Genomic DNA, 14,762 nt, shown 5'->3' with positions numbered 1-14,762 from the left:
TCTTCGGCGAATGTGACCGAATCTGACGGAAATCGACATTCAATCGCCGAGTAACATGGACGAGTTGTCTGCGATGCGCGAGCCGCCCGCGCGCATCCACGAGCCGCACATCCGCTTCGAGAGGTTCTCCTGCGTTGACTACCCCGCCCGTTTCCACCGGCAACGACGCCGGCACCACCGCCGTGTCGTCGAAGGAAGTGCTCGCGGAAGCGGGTCGCCGCCGCACCTTCGCAGTGATCTCCCACCCGGACGCCGGCAAGTCCACGCTGACCGAGGCGCTGGCCCTGCATGCGAAGGTCATCGCGGAGGCCGGTGCGGTGCACGGCAAGGCCGGGCGCAAGTCCACCGTGTCCGACTGGATGGAGATGGAGAAGGCCCGCGGCATCTCCGTCAGCTCCACGGCGCTGCAGTTCAACTATCGCTCCGAGGAGTCCGGTGACGACGTCGTCAACGTGATCAACCTCGTCGACACCCCCGGCCACTCCGACTTCTCCGAGGACACCTACCGGGTGCTCACCGCCGTGGATGCGGCGGTGATGCTCATCGACGCCGCCAAGGGCCTCGAGCCGCAGACGCTCAAGCTGTTCCAGGTGTGCCGGCACCGGGGCATCCCCGTCATCACCGTGATCAACAAGTGGGACCGGCCCGGCCGGACCCCGCTGGAACTGCTCGACGAGATCGACGAGCGCATCGGCCTGACCCCCACCCCCCTGTTCTGGCCCGTCGGCATCGCCGGCGACTTCCGCGGCCTGCTGCGCCGCGGCGAGGACGGCGCACCGGTCGAGTACGTCAAGTTCACCCGCACCGCCGGCGGCGCGAAGATCGCCCCCGAGGACCGGCTCTCCCCCGGCGAAGCCGAGGACCGCGAGGGCGAGACGTGGATCGAGGCGGCCGAGGAGTCGGAGCTGCTGTCGGCCAGCGGGCAGGACCACGACCAGGAGCTGTTCCTGGCCGGGCAGACCTCGCCGGTGATCTTCGCGTCGGCGATGCTCAACTTCGGTGTCCGGCAGATCCTCGACACCCTCGTCGCGCTGGCGCCGCCGCCGCGCGCCCGGCTCGACGTGAACGGCAACTCCCGCAACGTGGACGACCCGTTCAGCGCCGTGGTGTTCAAGGTGCAGGCGGGCATGGACACCGCGCACCGCGACCGCCTGGCGTTCATGCGGGTGGTGTCCGGGGTGTTCGAGCGCGGCATGGTCGTCACGCACGCGCAGACGGGCAAGCCGTTCGCCACCAAGTACGCGCTGACGGTGTTCGGCCGGGAACGGTCCACGGTCGAGAACGCCTACCCCGGCGACGTGGTCGGCCTGGTCAACGCCACGGCTCTCGCGCCCGGGCACACCCTGTACGTGGACAGGAAGGTGGAGTTCCCGCCGATCCCGTCGTTCGCGCCCGAGCACTTCTCGATCCTGCGCGCCGAGAGCGCCTCGAAGTACAAGCAGTTCCGCAAGGCCGTCGATCAACTCGACTCCGAAGGCGTGGTGCAGATCCTGCGCAACGACATCCGCGGCGACGCGTCCCCGGTGATGGCGGCCGTCGGTCCCATGCAGTTCGAGGTGGTGGCGGCCCGGATGAAGGCCGAGTACAACGTCGAGCCGCGGATGGAACCGCTCGGCTACGCGCTGGCCCGCCGCACCGACGCGGCCTCGGCGGACGAGCTGAACCGGCAGCGCGGCGTCGAGGTCTTCACCCGCTCGGACGGGGTGCTGCTGGCGCTGGTGAGCGACAAGTGGCGGCTGCAGTACATCCAGAAGGAACTTCCCGAGCTCACCCTCGAGCCGCTGGTGGCCACCGCCGATTAGGGACGTCCGTGGTGCGTGGGGCTGGTGTTACTGGTAGTTTGCTGTGCCGTCGAGCCGACCGAGCTCGCGGATGTCAGGAGCGTTCATGGACGACGACTCGGCCACACCGACCGACGGCACGCCGCTGCGCGGCCGTTCCGACCCGGCGGACGAGTCGCCGGGGCCCAAGCGGGCGGGCACCTTCGTCTATCCCCTGCCGGGAACCCTGACCGGTAACGGCGCGTCCGCCCCGCACTCGGTGGGAAGCCACGCGGCGGACCACGACGTCGCCGACGAGGCCGGTGGCAACGGCACCGATCCGCTCTCGCTGCCGAGCTTCGACGAGATCGTCGCCGGCACGAACGGCGTCGCCGCGGACAGCACGCCGACCGCCGCGTCGCGCCGCAACTCGATGGGAGTGGCATCCGTGCGGATCGCGGCGCGACTGGCGCACACCGAACTCGCCGCCCGCGCGCAGCGGCCCCCCGCCTCCGACCCGACGATCGGCACCGACGAACTGCTCACCCTGCTCGGCGAGTACCTCGTCGCGGGCGGGTTCGAGAACCCGGAGATCCGCGCCGTGCTGGGCGGCCAGGAGATCGTCGTCGACCTGCTCGCGCCGCAGCGCACCGCACGCTGACGCCCGCATCCGCGCCCCCGCCGGTCAGCAACGCACGAAACAACCCGCACTGCTGAGGATTTCGTGCGCGGATGCGTCGTCTCGTCGCGCCCCACTCCCCGCGCGGGACTGCGGCCGGCCGAGCGTCTACTCCCGGAACAGCCCCGCGACGACGGCCGGGTCCACCTCGCCGATCCCCCGCGGCGACCACGACGGGTTGCGGTCCTTGTCGACGAGCACCGCGCGCACCCCCTCGGCGAAGTCGGGCTCGGCGGTGATCCGCACCGCGACCTCGAGTTCCCGCGCGAAGCACTCGCCCAGGGTGCTCTCGGCGCCGCGACGCAGCAGCTCCGCGGTGGCCCAGAGGCTCGTCGGGGACGCCGCGCACAGCGCCGCGCGGGTGGTGACGGCCCACTGCTCGTCGAGGTCGTGGTCGCCGGAGAGCCGTTCGACGGCGTCGGCGACGGTGCCGTCGCCGAACACCGCGTCGATGTCGGCGTAGCGGTCGGCGATCGCCGATGCGGGGGCCGCCTCGGCGAACTCGTCGAGCGCCAGCTGCCAGTGTCCCTCGCGGATCCGGTCGGCGAGGGCTTCGATCCGGTGACTGGGAACGAAGTGGGTGGCCAGGCCGACGGCGATGGCGTCGCCCGCGTCGGCGCGGGCGCCGGTCAGCGCCAGATACAGGCCGACCGCGTCGCAGCGGGCGGTGGTGCCGCGCAGCCGCGGCAGGAAGTGGCTGGCGCCGACGTCGGGGATGAAGCCGATCGCCGTCTCCGGCATCGCCAGCATCGCCTTCTCCGTCACGACGCGCACCGCGCCGTGTACCGAGATGCCCAGCCCGCCGCCCATCGTGACGCCGTCGAGGAGCGCGAGATACGGCTTGGGGTAGGTGGCGACCAGTTCGTCGAGCCGGTACTCGTTCGCGAAGTAGTCCCGCACCGTGGCGGTGTCGCCGGCCACGGCGGCGTCCCGGACCGGCTTGATGTCGCCGCCCGCGCAGAACGCCCGGTCGGATGCGCTGGTGACCAGCACCGCGGTGATCTCGGGGTCGTCGCGCCATGCCAGCAGGGCCTCGTACATGTCGCGGATCATCGACGAGTCGAGGGCGTTGAGCGCCACCGGCCGGTCGAGCACCACCTCGCCGATGCCGTTGGCGACGCGGGTGCGGATGAAGGTGTCGGTCACGGGGCGGAGCCTACCGGGCCGCTCCCCCGACGGCCGATCGTGTGAGCCCGGCGGCGCGCGTGTCGAACTCGGCGCACCGCGGCCTACTGTCCGGTACCGGCGGTGCCGTCCTGCCGGCGACCGGTCGGGGGGCCGATGAGCAGCCAGCGGTGCCCGAACGGATCGAGCAGCGTGGCGTTGCGGTGACCGTGGCTCTCGGCGATCCAGCGCTCGACGGTGCCGCCGGCGTCGTGGGCCTTCGCGAGAACGGCGTCGGTGTCGGCGACCGGCAGCATCAGGCTCACCGACGTCGCGCCGGCCTCGGGCGCGGCCAGGCCCATCTCGGGGAACTCCTCCGCGAGGTAGACCATTCCGGTCGGAAAGACCAGCTCGGCGTGCCCGATCCGGCCGTCCTCCAGCACCACGGGGTCCGCGGCCAGTGTCGCGCCGAACACCTGCCGGTACCAGTCGATGGCGCTGCGGGCGCGCGCCACGATGAGGTACGGGAGCGCACCGGCCCGGGGGAAGACTTCGGTGTCGGTCGCGGTCATCGGGCGGGGTCCCCTCCTCTCGGGTGGTTCAGGATGCGCGGGGCGGCTGCTGCAGCAGCGACCACCGGTTCGACGTGAGCCGGAAGCTGGGCATGTCGGACACGGATGTGACTGTCTCCCAGTTTCTTTCGTATCCGGTGTGGGAGATGCGCCAGCGCCCGTCGGAGCAGCGCACGTAGCGGTCGTGGTAGTAGGCGGACCCGCGCATCACCAGCCCGTCCTCGGGCACCACCACCGTGTCGGCCAGGAACCAGATGCCCGTGGCCGTGTCGCCCTCGACGTCGATCTCGGGATGGCCACAGTGATGTTCGGTGATGACGTGGGATCCGAGGGTGTTCTCGAGGAAGTTCAGGAACGCGTCGCGCGACTCGAAACTCAGGTGCTCGCCGTAGACGGCGGTGGCCTCGGGAACCATGGTGTCGGCCAGTTCGATCCACGACTTCGTGTCGAGCGCCCGCGCGTAGCGGTACTTCAGCCGCTCGATCTCACCTATCGCCTGCAGATCCATTCTCGCGCCTCCCACCACAGGTAAGACCTGTCAGCCAGGCTAGCCGGGATCACCCTCGGAGGGTATCGATTTCGGCGGCTCGCCGGGCAATTCGATTGCAGTTAGGTCACGGCACCTGGATCGTGTTCCCGTTCCGCGACCAGCGCCCGGATCGCGGCGTCGACGAGCGTGCGGGCATAGGCGTCGTCGTCCGCCGCCGATCCCGGGTCGGCGAGGGAGAACAGCACGTGACTGAGCGCCGCGCCGGTGACCATCTCGAGCAGCAGGGTCACCGAGACCGCCGGGGGCAGCTCGCCCCGCTCGACCGCCCGCAGCACGATGGTGCGGGCCGCGACGAGGCGGCTCCGGTTGAGCGTGGTGGTCAGGTTGGCCAGCAGGTCCGGGTGCACGCGGGCGTCGAGCGCGACGCGCAGGCTCACCAGCCCGGGCGTGGTGCGGTAGCCGCGCAGCAGCTGGGTGACGAGCTCGACCAGGTCCGAGCGCAACGATCCGGTGTCGATCGGCACCGGCAGCGGGCTACGCGCCTCGAGGGCCTGCACGAGCAACTCGTCCTTGGTGGCCCAGCGCCGGTACAGCGCCGCGCGGCCCACCCGGGCGCGCCTGCCGACCGCGTCGATGGTGAAGCCGCGCCAGCTGGTCTCGGAGTAGACCTCGATCACCGCGTCGTAGACGCGGTCCTCGAGGTCGGCGTCGCGGGGTCGGCCCCGGCGACGGACGGTCGGCTCGGTCACGGTCTGCAGTGTGCCAGACACCCCACCCCATTTACAGACTGAATCAGTCCGTATTAGTGTGCGGGTGACCGATCCCAGGACAACTCCCCCGGAGGACCGCCATGACCGACCCTGCCCGGGTACCCGTCGTCGTCGGCGTCGGCGACCTGCGCTCCGGACGCGCCGGCGCCCCCGCCGACCCCCGCGAACCGCTCGACCTGATCCACGAGGCCGCCGTGGCCGCCCTCGCCGACTCCGGTGCCGACGGACTCGCCCAGCGCATCGACTCCGTGTACGCCGTCAAGACCGCGAGCTGGGCGTACGACGACCTGCCCGCCCTGCTCGCCGCGCGTCTCGGCGCCGCAGCGGTCCGCACCCACACCAGCCCCATCGGCGGGCACTGGCCGGCCGCCCTGCTCGACCGGATCGCCCACGAGATCGCCACCAGCGCCGCGGGTGTCGCGCTGCTCGTCGGCGGCGAGTCCCAGGCCTCGGTCACCGCCGCGACGAAGACCGGCACCGACCCGGCCACGCTCGGCTGGACCACCGACCCCGGCGGGCCGCCGGCGTTCGACCCCGACGACCTCGGCAGCCCCGCCATGCAGCGCGCCGGGATGATCGCACCCACGCGCGTCTACCCGCTGTTCGAGACCCGGCTCAGCCACGAACTCGGTCACTCCCGCGACGAGTCGCTGGCCTGGTCCGCCCAGCTGTACGCCGCGTTCTCGGAGATCGCCGGCCGCAACCCCGCCGCCTGGAACCCGGACCTGCGCACCGCCGAGGACATCACCGCCGTCGGCCCCCGCAACCGGATGGTCACCGCCCCGTACCCGCTGCTGCTCAACGCGATGCCGTTCGTCGACCAGGCGGCCGCCGTCGTCGTCACCTCCCTCGCGACCGCCCGCGAGCTCGGCGTCGCCGAGGACCGGATCGTGTACGTGTGGGGCGGTGCAGGCGCGACCGAGCCGGCCGACATCCTCGCCCGCGCCGACTTCGGCCGGTCCGCGGCGCTGGCCGACGCCCTCGCCCGCACCCTCGAACGCACCGATCTCCGGCCGGCCGACCTCGACATCGTGGACGCCTACAGCTGCTTCCCCGTGGTGCCGAAGTTGCTCATCGAGCACCTCGGCCTGCCCCGCGAGACCGTCCCGAGCGTCACCGGCGGCCACTCGTTCTTCGGCGGACCGCTCAACAGCTACACGCTGCACTCGTTCGTCGCCGTCACGCGCCGGCTGCGCACCGACGCCGAGATCGCCCTCGTCCACGGCAACGGCGGCTACCTGACCTACCAGCACACCGTCGTGCTCGCCGCCGCCCCGCACACCCGCGGGTACGTCGGCGACCCCGAGCCCCGCGTGCTGACCGCCACCGCACCCGAGTTCGCCGCCGACTACACCGGAGAGGTCGAGATCCACACGGCCACCGCAGAATACGGGCGCGACGGCCACCCGGCGATCGGGTTCCTGGTGGGCACCACCCCCGACGGCCGCCGGGTCTCCGGCTACACCGATGCGGCGGGCGCGGCGGTGCTCGCCGGCGGTCCCGACCTCGCCGGCCACACCGTCCACGTCGTCGACCGCGGTGGCGCCCTCACCGTCACCCTGACCGACCCCGTCCCCGAGGAGACCCCCGCATGACCGAGCCCGTCGTCCTGGTCGAGCAGCGCGGCCACACGTTGCTCGTCACCATCAACCGGCCCAAGGCCGCCAACAGCATCGACGCCGACGTGCACACCGGCCTCGGCGAGGCGTGGGAACGCGCCGACAAGGATCCGGACGTACGCGTCGTCGTCCTCACCGGCGCCGGGGACAGCGTGTTCTGCGGCGGCGCCGATCTCAAGGCGCTCGGCACCGCCGGCCCGGGTGGGGTGACCCCGCCCGAGACCGCGCACTGGGGCTTCGCCGGCGTGGTCAGGCACCACATCACCAAGCCGGTCGTCGCGGCGGTCAACGGCACCGCCCTCGGCGGCGGTACCGAGCTCGCCCTCGCGAGCGACCTCGTCGTCGCCGCCGACACCGCCGAATTCGGGCTGCCCGAGGTCCACCGCGGCCTCATCGCCGGCGCCGGCGGCGTGTTCCGGATCGTCGAAGCCCTCCCGCGGGCCGTCGCGATGGAGCTCGTGCTCACCGGCAAGCCGATGGCCGCGGCCGACGCGCTGCGCTGGGGTCTGGTCAACCGCGTCGTTCCGCGGACCGACCTCCTCACCACCGCGCTCGAACTCGCCGACCTCGTCGCCGCCGGCGCACCCCTGGCCGTGCAGGCGAGCAAGACGATCGCGCGCGGGATCGTCGACGGCATCGTCCCGTCCGAGGAACAGGCGTGGGCCGCGACCGACGCCGCCCTGGCCCGACTGACCACCAGCGCCGACACCCTCGAGGGCGTCATGGCCTTCATGGAGAAGCGCACACCCGTCTGGAGCGGACGATGACCACGACGTTGAACAGGGAAACCTGGGACACCCCCGAGCGGGCCGCGCTGCGCCGGCTCGCCGCCGACTTCACCCGCAAGGAGATCCTCCCGCACCTCGACACCTGGGAGCGCGAGGGCGCCGTCCCGCCCGAGCTGCACCGCACGGCGGCCGACGCCGGGCTGCTCGGCGCCTCGGTCGCCGAGGAGCACGGCGGTTCCGGCGGCAACCCGCTCGACATGCTCGCGATCCTCGAGGAGATCATCCTCGCGGGCGGCTCGTCCGGCCTGATCTCCGCGTTGTTCAGCCACGGCATCGCCACCCCGCACATCGTCGCGTCCGGGAACCGGGACCTGATCGAGCGGTTCGCCCGGCCCGCCCTCGAGGGCCGGATGATCGGCTCGCTGGGTATCACCGAGCCGGGCGGGGGTTCCGACGTCGCGGGCATCCGGACCACCGCCCGCCGCGACGGCGACGAGTACGTGATCAACGGCGCCAAGCTGTACATCACCTCCGGCACGCGCGCCGATTTCGTCACCACCGCCGTCCGCACGGGTGCGGCGGGAGCCGGGGGCATCTCGCTGATCGTCGTGCCCACCGGCACACCGGGATTCACGGTCTCGCGCAAGCTCGACAAGATGGGCTGGCTGTGCTCGGACACCGCCGAGCTGTTCTACGACGACGTGCGGGTGCCCGTCGCGAACCTGATCGGCGAGGAGAACAGCGGGTTCGCACAGATCGCGCAGCAGTTCCAGGGCGAGCGGCTCTCGCTCGCGTTCCAGGCCGTCGCCACCGCGCGGCGTTGCTACGACCTGGCGGTGGAGTGGGTCCGTTCGCGCGAGACGTTCGGCCGGCCCCTGTCGAGCCGTCAGGTGGTGCGCCACCGGCTCGCGGAGACGGCAACCGAGATCGCTGCGGCCCACACCTTCTGCCGCTCCGTCGCCGAACGCTGGGTGAACGGCGAGGCGATGCTGCTCGAGACGTCGATGGCGAAGAACTTCGCCGTCCGGGTGTGCGACCACGCGGTGATGGAGTCGGTGCAGCTCTTCGGCGGCCTCGGCTGCATGCGCGAGAGCGAGGTCGAACGCCACTTCCGCGATGCCCGCGTTCTCGGCATCGGCGGCGGCACCACCGAGATCATGAACGAGATCATCAGCAAGCTGCTGGGATTGTAGGCGGCTCGGGGCGGGTCGCCCGCGCGCTCACCAGCGCAGGCGGCCCGCGGCGATGTCGTCGGTGAGCGCGCGCACGTAGCCGAGCTCGGCTGCCAGCACGGCCCGCCGGTACTCGTCCTCGACGACGAACAACCGCGGCAGGAACGCGGCCGCGTCCGCCAGGCCGGCGGCCAGCGCCTCCAGGTTCCGCTCGAGCGCCGCGACGCGCGCCCGCAATGCTGCGGCCGCCTCGTCGGGGGTGAGACTGGGCAGAAATGCCAGAGCGGCCGGGAATTCCGGGAATTCGCGTGCCGGTTCGGCGAGCATCGTCGTCAGCCATTGCCGCAGGATCATGCGCCCCGGCTCGGTGAGCCGGTAGGTGGTGCGCTCGGGGCGGTTCTCGGCCCGCTCGGTGGCCTGCACTTCGATCAGGCCGTCGCGCAGCAGCCTGTCCAGTGTCTGATAGACGCTGTTGCGCTGCGCGACGTTGACGACGTCGTCCTTGTGCCGCTCCTTGATCAGCTGCTGGATCCGGTAGGCGTGCATGGGTTCCTCGGAGAGCATCGACAACAACGCCATGGCGAGGACCGATCTGCGCGGTGTGTCCATCGGTGGAGCATATCCACCCGTCCGTCATGGTCATTTTATGTATAGTGTAAGTATGACTAACACCGTAGCGATCATCGGAGCGGGCATCGCCGGACCGGTCACGGCAATGGCGCTACAACAGGCGGGACTCCACCCCGTCGTCTACGAAGGGCACGACCGGATGGCGGACGGCGTGGGCGCGTTCCTCACCGTCGCCACCAACGGCCTCGAGGCGCTGCACCTGCTCGACCTCGACCTTGCCGGCGTCGGCATGGAGACCCGCCGGATGCGCATCTGCAGTGGCACCGGGAAACTGCTGGCCGAGTTCGACAACGGCGGCGTGACCTCGTTCGGCGCGGCAAGCCGCACCCTCCGGCGCGCCGACCTCTATCGAGTGCTCCGCGACGAGGCTCTGCGTCGTGGCGTGCGAATCGAATACGGCAAACGCCTGGCCGACGCCCGCCCCTGCGGCGACGGTGTGCGGGCCGACTTCACCGACGGCACGTCGGCCGAAGCGCACCTGCTGATCGGGGCGGACGGGCTGCACTCCCGCACGCGCGCGGTCCTCGACCCCCACGCCCCCGAGCCCCGCTACCTCGGCCTCCTCAACACCGGCGGGTTCGCGAAGGGCCTGCGGCTCGACGTGGAGCCGGGCACGGCGCACTTCGTCTTCGGCGCGCGGTGCTTCTTCGGGTACCTCGCCCACCCCGACGGTGACGTGTGGTGGTTCGCCAACCCGGGCCGGCGCACCGAACCGGCCCCCGGGGACCTCGCCGCGCTCACCCCGGATCGGTGGCGCGACGAACTGCGCACCCTCTTCGCCGCCGACGCCGGTCCCGCGCTGCGGATCGTCGATGCCACCGAGGAGATCGTCCGCGGATGGAGCACCTACGACCTGCCCACCGTCCCCACCTGGCGCACCGACCGTATGGTGCTCGTCGGCGACGCGGCGCACGCCGCCTCGCCGTCGTCGGGACAGGGTGCATCCATGGCCGTCGAGGACGCCCTCGTGCTCGCCCGGTGCCTGCGCGACATCCCCGGCACCGCCGACGCGCTCGCGGCCTACGAGCGCCTGCGCCGCGGCCGGGTCGAGCGAATCGTGGAGCAGGGCAGGCGCAACGGCAGCTACAAGTCCGTGGGCCCGGTCCGCCGGATGCTGCGCGACGCGGCCCTGCCGGTGATCCTGCGCGCTGCGTCCCGTCGGGACAACCAGCGCTGGATCTACGACTATCGCGTCCCGGAGACAGTCCGGTAACCGGTCCCTATTCCAGTTCTCCCGCCAGCTCCATCCACTGCTCCTCGGCGGCCTCCTTCTCCGCGACCACGCTGCGCAGCTCGGCGTCGAGCTTCTGCAGGCGATCGGGGTCGGTGGCCGCGTCGGCGAGGTCGTGGTGCAGCTTCTCCTCGCGCTCGGTCAGCTTCGCCACGCTCCGCTCGAGCCGTGCCAGTTCCTTGCGGGCGGCGCGCTCGGCCGCACCGTCGCGCTTCGGTTGCGCCGCAATCTGGTCCGGAGTCGACGCCTTTGCCACGGTGGAGGCCGACGACGGGATGTCCCCGTCGCCCAGCGCCGCGCGACGGCGCAGGTACTCGTCGATCCCGCCCGGGAGGTTGGTGAGCCTGCCGTCGCCGAACAGCGCCCACGTCGAGTCGCAGATCCGCTCGATCAGGTAGCGGTCGTGGGAGATGACCACCATGGTGCCCGCCCAGCCGTCCAGCAGGTCCTCGAGCTGCTGCAGGGTGTCGATGTCCAGGTCGTTGGTGGGCTCGTCGAGCAGCAGCACGTTCGGCTCGGCCATGAGCACCCGGGTCAGCTGCAGCCGTCGGCGCTCGCCGCCGGAGAGGTCGCCGACGGGGGTGCGCTGCCGCGCCGGGGTGAAGCCGAGCCGTTCGGCGAGCTGGCCGGCCGAGATCTCCTTGTCCCCCAGGGTGATCCGCTCAGCCACGTCCTTGACCGCGTCGAGCACCCGCAGGTCGGTGGGCAGGTCGTCGAGTTCCTGTCGCAGCCAACCGATCTCGACGGTCTTGCCCTGGATGCGACGACCCGACGCCGGTTCGAGTTCCCCGGCGAGGGTGCGCAGCAGCGTCGTCTTCCCCGATCCGTTGACCCCGACCAGGCCGATCCGCTCGCCCGGGCCGAGCCGCCACGTGAGGTCGTGCACCAATTCCCGGCCGTCGGGGGTGGTCAGCGTCGCGTCCTCGAGTTCGATGACGACCCGGCCGAGGCGCCGTTTGGCGAACGACGCCAGCGCCACCGTGTCCCGCGGCGGCGGCACGTTCGCGATCAGCGACTCCGCCGCCTCGATGCGGTAGCGCGGCTTCGAGGTGCGCGCCGGAGCCCCGCGCCGCAGCCACGCCAGTTCCTTGCGCGCGAGGTTGCGGCGCCGTTCCTCCATCGCATCGGCCTGCCGGGCCCGCTCGGCGCGGGCGAAGATCCAGTCGTTGTAGCCGCCCTCGTAGCTCTCCACCTGCCCGTTCACGACCTCCCACGTGCGGGTCGCGACGGTGTCGAGGAACCACCGGTCGTGGGTGACGACGACGAGGGCGCTGCGCCGGGCGAGCAGGTGCTCGGCGAGCCACTGCACGCCCTCGACGTCGAGGTGGTTGGTGGGTTCGTCCAGCACGAGCAGGTCGAGGTCCTGCACGAGCGCGGCCGCGAGCGCGACGCGCCGTCGCTCGCCGCCGGAGAGACCGTCGACGAGCGCGTCGAGGCCGAGCCGGTCGACGCCGATGCCCGCGAGGACGGAACGGATCCGGGCGTCGCCGGCCCACTCGTGCTCGGCGACACCCAACGGCCCGAGCACGACCTGCCCGACCGTGGACCCGGGCGGCAGAACACCGCGCTGGGTGACGACCGCCATGCGCAGCCCGCCCACCCGGCTGACCCGGCCCGAGTCGGGCTCCTCGAGGCCGGTGAGGACCTCGAGCAGGGTGGTCTTGCCGCCGCCGTTGAGGCCGACGACGCCGATGCGTTCACCTTCCTGCACGCCGAGGGACACCGAGTCCAGCAGCGGCTTGATGCCGAAGGACTTCGAGACCTGTTCGAGGTTGATCAGATTCGCCACGCGGAGCAATGCCTTCCGAGAGATCAGTGGTGGGAGTTGTCGACGACGCGCGCGCCCGGGACCGGCCCGGAGGCCACGCGCACCGTCCGGCACACGCCGGCTCCGGCCAGCTCGGCGCTCACCGTCACCGCCGCGGCGGCGTCGGCGCACAGGAACGCGCATGTGGGTCCGGACCCGGAGACGATGCCCGCCAGGGCCCCGGCCTCCACGCCCGCACGCAGGGTGCGCCGCAGCACGGGCTCGAGCGACAGGGCAGCGGCCTGCAGGTCGTTGCCCAGCAGCGGCGCCAGCGCGTGTGGATCGCCGGCGGCAAGCGCCTGCAGCAGACTGTCGAGTCCGCCGACCCGGGGCGGGGAGCCCTCGGCCCGGAGCCGGTCCAGCTCGCGGAACACCACCGGGGTGGACAGGCCGCCCTTGGCGAGGGCCAGCACCCAGTGGAACGTGCCGCGGGAGAGCACGGGCACCAGGCGCTCGCCGCGCCCGGTGCCGATGGCGGTGCCGCCGTGCAGGCAGAACGGGACGTCGCTGCCCAGTTCGGCGGCGAACTCGTCGAGGTCGTCGCGGGTGAGACCGAGCCCCCACAGGGCGTCGAGGGCGACGAGCGTGGCGGCGGCATCGGTGCTGCCGCCGGCCATGCCACCCGCGACGGGAATGCCCTTGTCGATCGTGATGGCGACCTCGGGTGCGCGTCCGGCGCGCTCGGCGAGCAGGGCCGCCGCCCGCCACGCAAGGTTGCCGGCGTCGGTGGGGACGGCCCCGGCGTCGGCACCGCGTACCCGCAGGCTCAGCGTGTCGGCGCGGGCGACGGACACCTCGTCGCTCAGCGACAGCGCGTGGAAGACCGTGCGCAACTCGTGGTATCCGTCGTCGCGCAGGTCACCGACGGCGAGGTGCAGATTCACCTTGGACGGCGCCCGCACGGTGACGGGGCTCGGAACGACGGACAGCACGGATATACAGCTTACGCACCCGCACGGAACCGATTGCGGACGACGGCTGTCCTCGTTCGCTGGCATGCTCGGGCCATGCGCGAAACGTCCGCTCGCCTGCTGCGCCTGCTGTCGCTGCTCCAGACCCGGCGGGACTGGTCCGGCACCGAGCTCGCCGAGCGCCTGCAGATCACCACCCGCACGGTGCGCCGCGACGTCGACAGGCTTCGCGACCTCGGCTACCCGGTGGACGCGACCGTCGGGGTCGGCGGCGGGTACCGCCTCGGCGCGGGTGCGGAGATGCCGCCGCTGCTGCTCGACGACGAGGAGGTCGTCGCGGTGGCGGTCGCGCTGCAGTCCGGCGCGACCGGCTCGGTGACGGGCATCGGGGAGGCCTCGGGCCGCGCCCTGGCCAAGCTGCGGCAGGTGATGCCGTCGCGGTTGCGGCACCGGCTCGAGGCGCTGCGGGTGGACGTGGTCGAGCAGGCTCCGGCCGCGTCCGCGGTCGACGCGGGCCTGCTGTCCGCCGTCGCCTCGGTGTGCCACGCACACGAGCGGCTGCGCTTCGACTACCGCACGCACGACGGCGGATTCTCGCGGCGGGAGGTGGAGCCGTACCGGCTGGTGCGCTCCGGGGCACGGTGGTATCTGGTGGCGTGGGATCTGCACCGGCAGGAGTGGCGGTCGTTCCGCGTCGACCGGATGGAACCGAAGATCCCCACCGGTCCGCGGTTCACCACACGCGGGCTGCCGCCCGGCGGGGCCGCGGAGTTCGTGGCCCGGGGCATCGCGCGCGGGTCGGTCCGGGTCCGGGCCCGGGTGCTGCTGCACGCGCCGTTCGAGTCGATCGCGCCCATGGTCGACGAGCAGTGGGGCACCCTCGAACCGGTCGACGACGACCATTGCGCGGTGGCGCTCGGCGGCACGTCGCTCGGGTCGATCGCGGGCTGGCTCGCGGCGTTCGACGTCGACTTCACCGTGCTGGATCCGCCGGAACTGCGGGACGCGTGCCTGCACGCGGGACGGCGCCACGAGCTGCTGGCCCGGCGATACGAACGCGCCGGCTCCGTCGCTGTGAGCGACTGAGCCGGCGCGTGCGGTGACCGGATGTCACACGTATTCGATCGAACCGAACTCGTGTGACATCCGGCCGGTGAGGCGGGTGTGTCAGCCGATGACGGTGACGCCGGTGGCCTGCGGGCCCTTCTGACCCTGGCCGACCTCGAAGCTCACGCGCTGGTTCTCCTCGAGGGTGCGGAAGCCGCCGCCCTGGATCTCGGAGAAGTGCA

General features: G+C 72.0%; 15 protein-coding genes. 7 read left to right on the top strand and 8 right to left on the bottom strand.

All coding sequences use genetic code 11. The annotated features are described in order from the left end of the window. The first annotated feature begins 134 nt into the window (after positions 1-134). Both AIIKEEIJ_RS05030 and AIIKEEIJ_RS05025 read left to right on the top strand, forming a co-directional pair. Entirely contained in the window at positions 135-1,802 is a 1,668-nt protein-coding gene (locus AIIKEEIJ_RS05030) for a peptide chain release factor 3 (protein WP_029542105.1), read from the top strand. Positions 1,803-1,887: 85 nt separating this feature from the next. Then, complete coding sequence (locus tag AIIKEEIJ_RS05025; RefSeq protein WP_161995078.1) at positions 1,888-2,421, top strand: hypothetical protein; 534 nt, start codon at positions 1,888-1,890, stop codon at positions 2,419-2,421. A gap of 126 nt (positions 2,422-2,547) precedes the next feature. On the opposite strand, the gene AIIKEEIJ_RS05020 is transcribed toward AIIKEEIJ_RS05025, so the two are convergent. From AIIKEEIJ_RS05020 to AIIKEEIJ_RS05005, 4 genes are all read right to left on the bottom strand, one after another. Continuing rightward, positions 2,548-3,585 (bottom strand): enoyl-CoA hydratase/isomerase family protein, encoded by a 1,038-nt coding sequence (locus AIIKEEIJ_RS05020; RefSeq protein ID WP_029542103.1) that lies wholly within the window; start codon positions 3,583-3,585, stop codon positions 2,548-2,550. Positions 3,586-3,668: 83 nt separating this feature from the next. Then, the gene (locus tag AIIKEEIJ_RS05015) at positions 3,669-4,115 is read right to left on the bottom strand and encodes a VOC family protein (protein ID WP_006938929.1); all 447 of its coding nucleotides are present in this window, start codon (positions 4,113-4,115) and stop codon (positions 3,669-3,671) included. A 28-nt stretch (positions 4,116-4,143) separates the two neighbouring features. Then, positions 4,144-4,623 (bottom strand): nuclear transport factor 2 family protein, encoded by a 480-nt coding sequence (locus AIIKEEIJ_RS05010; RefSeq protein WP_050034781.1) that lies wholly within the window; start codon positions 4,621-4,623, stop codon positions 4,144-4,146. Between the two features lie 101 nt (positions 4,624-4,724). Further along, positions 4,725-5,354: a TetR/AcrR family transcriptional regulator gene (locus AIIKEEIJ_RS05005; RefSeq protein WP_029542101.1), complete on the bottom strand. Its 630-nt coding sequence runs from the start codon at positions 5,352-5,354 to the stop codon at positions 4,725-4,727. Between the two features lie 101 nt (positions 5,355-5,455). Here AIIKEEIJ_RS05005 and AIIKEEIJ_RS05000 point away from each other — a divergent pair, with 101 nt between their 5' ends. From AIIKEEIJ_RS05000 to AIIKEEIJ_RS04990, 3 genes are read left to right on the top strand one after another with little or no spacing between them, the layout of a single operon-like run. Next, positions 5,456-6,970 (top strand): acetyl-CoA acetyltransferase, encoded by a 1,515-nt coding sequence (locus AIIKEEIJ_RS05000; RefSeq protein ID WP_161995077.1) that lies wholly within the window; start codon positions 5,456-5,458, stop codon positions 6,968-6,970. Beyond that, positions 6,967-7,761: an enoyl-CoA hydratase-related protein gene (locus AIIKEEIJ_RS04995; RefSeq protein ID WP_161995076.1), complete on the top strand. Its 795-nt coding sequence runs from the start codon at positions 6,967-6,969 to the stop codon at positions 7,759-7,761. The genes AIIKEEIJ_RS05000 and AIIKEEIJ_RS04995 overlap by 4 nt, the downstream gene beginning before the upstream one ends. Then, entirely contained in the window at positions 7,758-8,915 is a 1,158-nt protein-coding gene (locus tag AIIKEEIJ_RS04990) for an acyl-CoA dehydrogenase family protein (protein WP_006938938.1), read from the top strand. Before AIIKEEIJ_RS04995 ends, AIIKEEIJ_RS04990 begins: the two co-directional genes overlap by 4 nt. 27 nt (positions 8,916-8,942) lie before the next feature. On the opposite strand, the gene AIIKEEIJ_RS04985 is transcribed toward AIIKEEIJ_RS04990, so the two are convergent. Then, positions 8,943-9,503 carry a helix-turn-helix transcriptional regulator gene (locus AIIKEEIJ_RS04985; protein WP_161995075.1) on the bottom strand — a complete coding sequence of 187 codons (561 nt, stop codon included), beginning with the start codon at positions 9,501-9,503 and terminating at the stop codon, positions 8,943-8,945. Between the two features lie 52 nt (positions 9,504-9,555). On the opposite strand from AIIKEEIJ_RS04985, the gene AIIKEEIJ_RS04980 reads away from it, so the two are divergent. After that, entirely contained in the window at positions 9,556-10,737 is a 1,182-nt protein-coding gene (locus tag AIIKEEIJ_RS04980; RefSeq protein ID WP_029542095.1) for an FAD-dependent oxidoreductase, read from the top strand. A gap of 7 nt (positions 10,738-10,744) precedes the next feature. On the opposite strand, the gene AIIKEEIJ_RS04975 is transcribed toward AIIKEEIJ_RS04980, so the two are convergent. Further along, positions 10,745-12,544, bottom strand: a complete 1,800-nt coding sequence (locus tag AIIKEEIJ_RS04975; protein ID WP_043800361.1) for an ABC-F family ATP-binding cassette domain-containing protein — start codon at positions 12,542-12,544, stop codon at positions 10,745-10,747. Between the two features lie 23 nt (positions 12,545-12,567). Then, positions 12,568-13,494 (bottom strand): 4-(cytidine 5'-diphospho)-2-C-methyl-D-erythritol kinase, encoded by a 927-nt coding sequence (locus tag AIIKEEIJ_RS04970; RefSeq protein ID WP_161995074.1) that lies wholly within the window; start codon positions 13,492-13,494, stop codon positions 12,568-12,570. 75 nt (positions 13,495-13,569) lie between these two features. On the opposite strand from AIIKEEIJ_RS04970, the gene AIIKEEIJ_RS04965 reads away from it, so the two are divergent. Continuing rightward, on the top strand, positions 13,570-14,559 hold the full coding sequence (locus AIIKEEIJ_RS04965; protein ID WP_161995073.1) for a WYL domain-containing protein: 990 nt from the start codon (positions 13,570-13,572) through the stop codon (positions 14,557-14,559). 81 nt (positions 14,560-14,640) lie between these two features. On the opposite strand, the gene AIIKEEIJ_RS04960 is transcribed toward AIIKEEIJ_RS04965, so the two are convergent. Beyond that, a partial coding sequence (locus AIIKEEIJ_RS04960; RefSeq protein WP_161995072.1) for a cold shock domain-containing protein occupies positions 14,641-14,762 on the bottom strand: 122 nt, incomplete at its 5' end.

It is taken from the genome of Rhodococcus sp. YH1 (assembly GCF_009939605.1).
Lineage (GTDB): Bacteria > Actinomycetota > Actinomycetes > Mycobacteriales > Mycobacteriaceae > Rhodococcus > Rhodococcus aetherivorans.
This window is presented reverse-complemented; position numbering and strand designations above follow the sequence as displayed.

Excerpts from the sequence above, each read along its gene's own strand:
- AIIKEEIJ_RS04980 (WP_029542095.1), top strand. The coding sequence starts at position 9,556 with ATGACTAACACCGTAGCGATCATCGGAGCGGGCATCGCCGGACCGGTC.
- AIIKEEIJ_RS04985 (WP_161995075.1), bottom strand. The coding sequence starts at position 9,503 with ATGGACACACCGCGCAGATCGGTCCTCGCCATGGCGTTGTTGTCGATG.
- AIIKEEIJ_RS04995 (WP_161995076.1), top strand. The coding sequence starts at position 6,967 with ATGACCGAGCCCGTCGTCCTGGTCGAGCAGCGCGGCCACACGTTGCTC.
- AIIKEEIJ_RS04990 (WP_006938938.1), top strand. The coding sequence starts at position 7,758 with ATGACCACGACGTTGAACAGGGAAACCTGGGACACCCCCGAGCGGGCC.
- AIIKEEIJ_RS05015 (WP_006938929.1), bottom strand. The coding sequence starts at position 4,115 with ATGACCGCGACCGACACCGAAGTCTTCCCCCGGGCCGGTGCGCTCCCG.
- AIIKEEIJ_RS05010 (WP_050034781.1), bottom strand. The coding sequence starts at position 4,623 with ATGGATCTGCAGGCGATAGGTGAGATCGAGCGGCTGAAGTACCGCTAC.
- AIIKEEIJ_RS05025 (WP_161995078.1), top strand. The coding sequence starts at position 1,888 with ATGGACGACGACTCGGCCACACCGACCGACGGCACGCCGCTGCGCGGC.
- AIIKEEIJ_RS05000 (WP_161995077.1), top strand. The coding sequence starts at position 5,456 with ATGACCGACCCTGCCCGGGTACCCGTCGTCGTCGGCGTCGGCGACCTG.
- AIIKEEIJ_RS04965 (WP_161995073.1), top strand. The coding sequence starts at position 13,570 with ATGCGCGAAACGTCCGCTCGCCTGCTGCGCCTGCTGTCGCTGCTCCAG.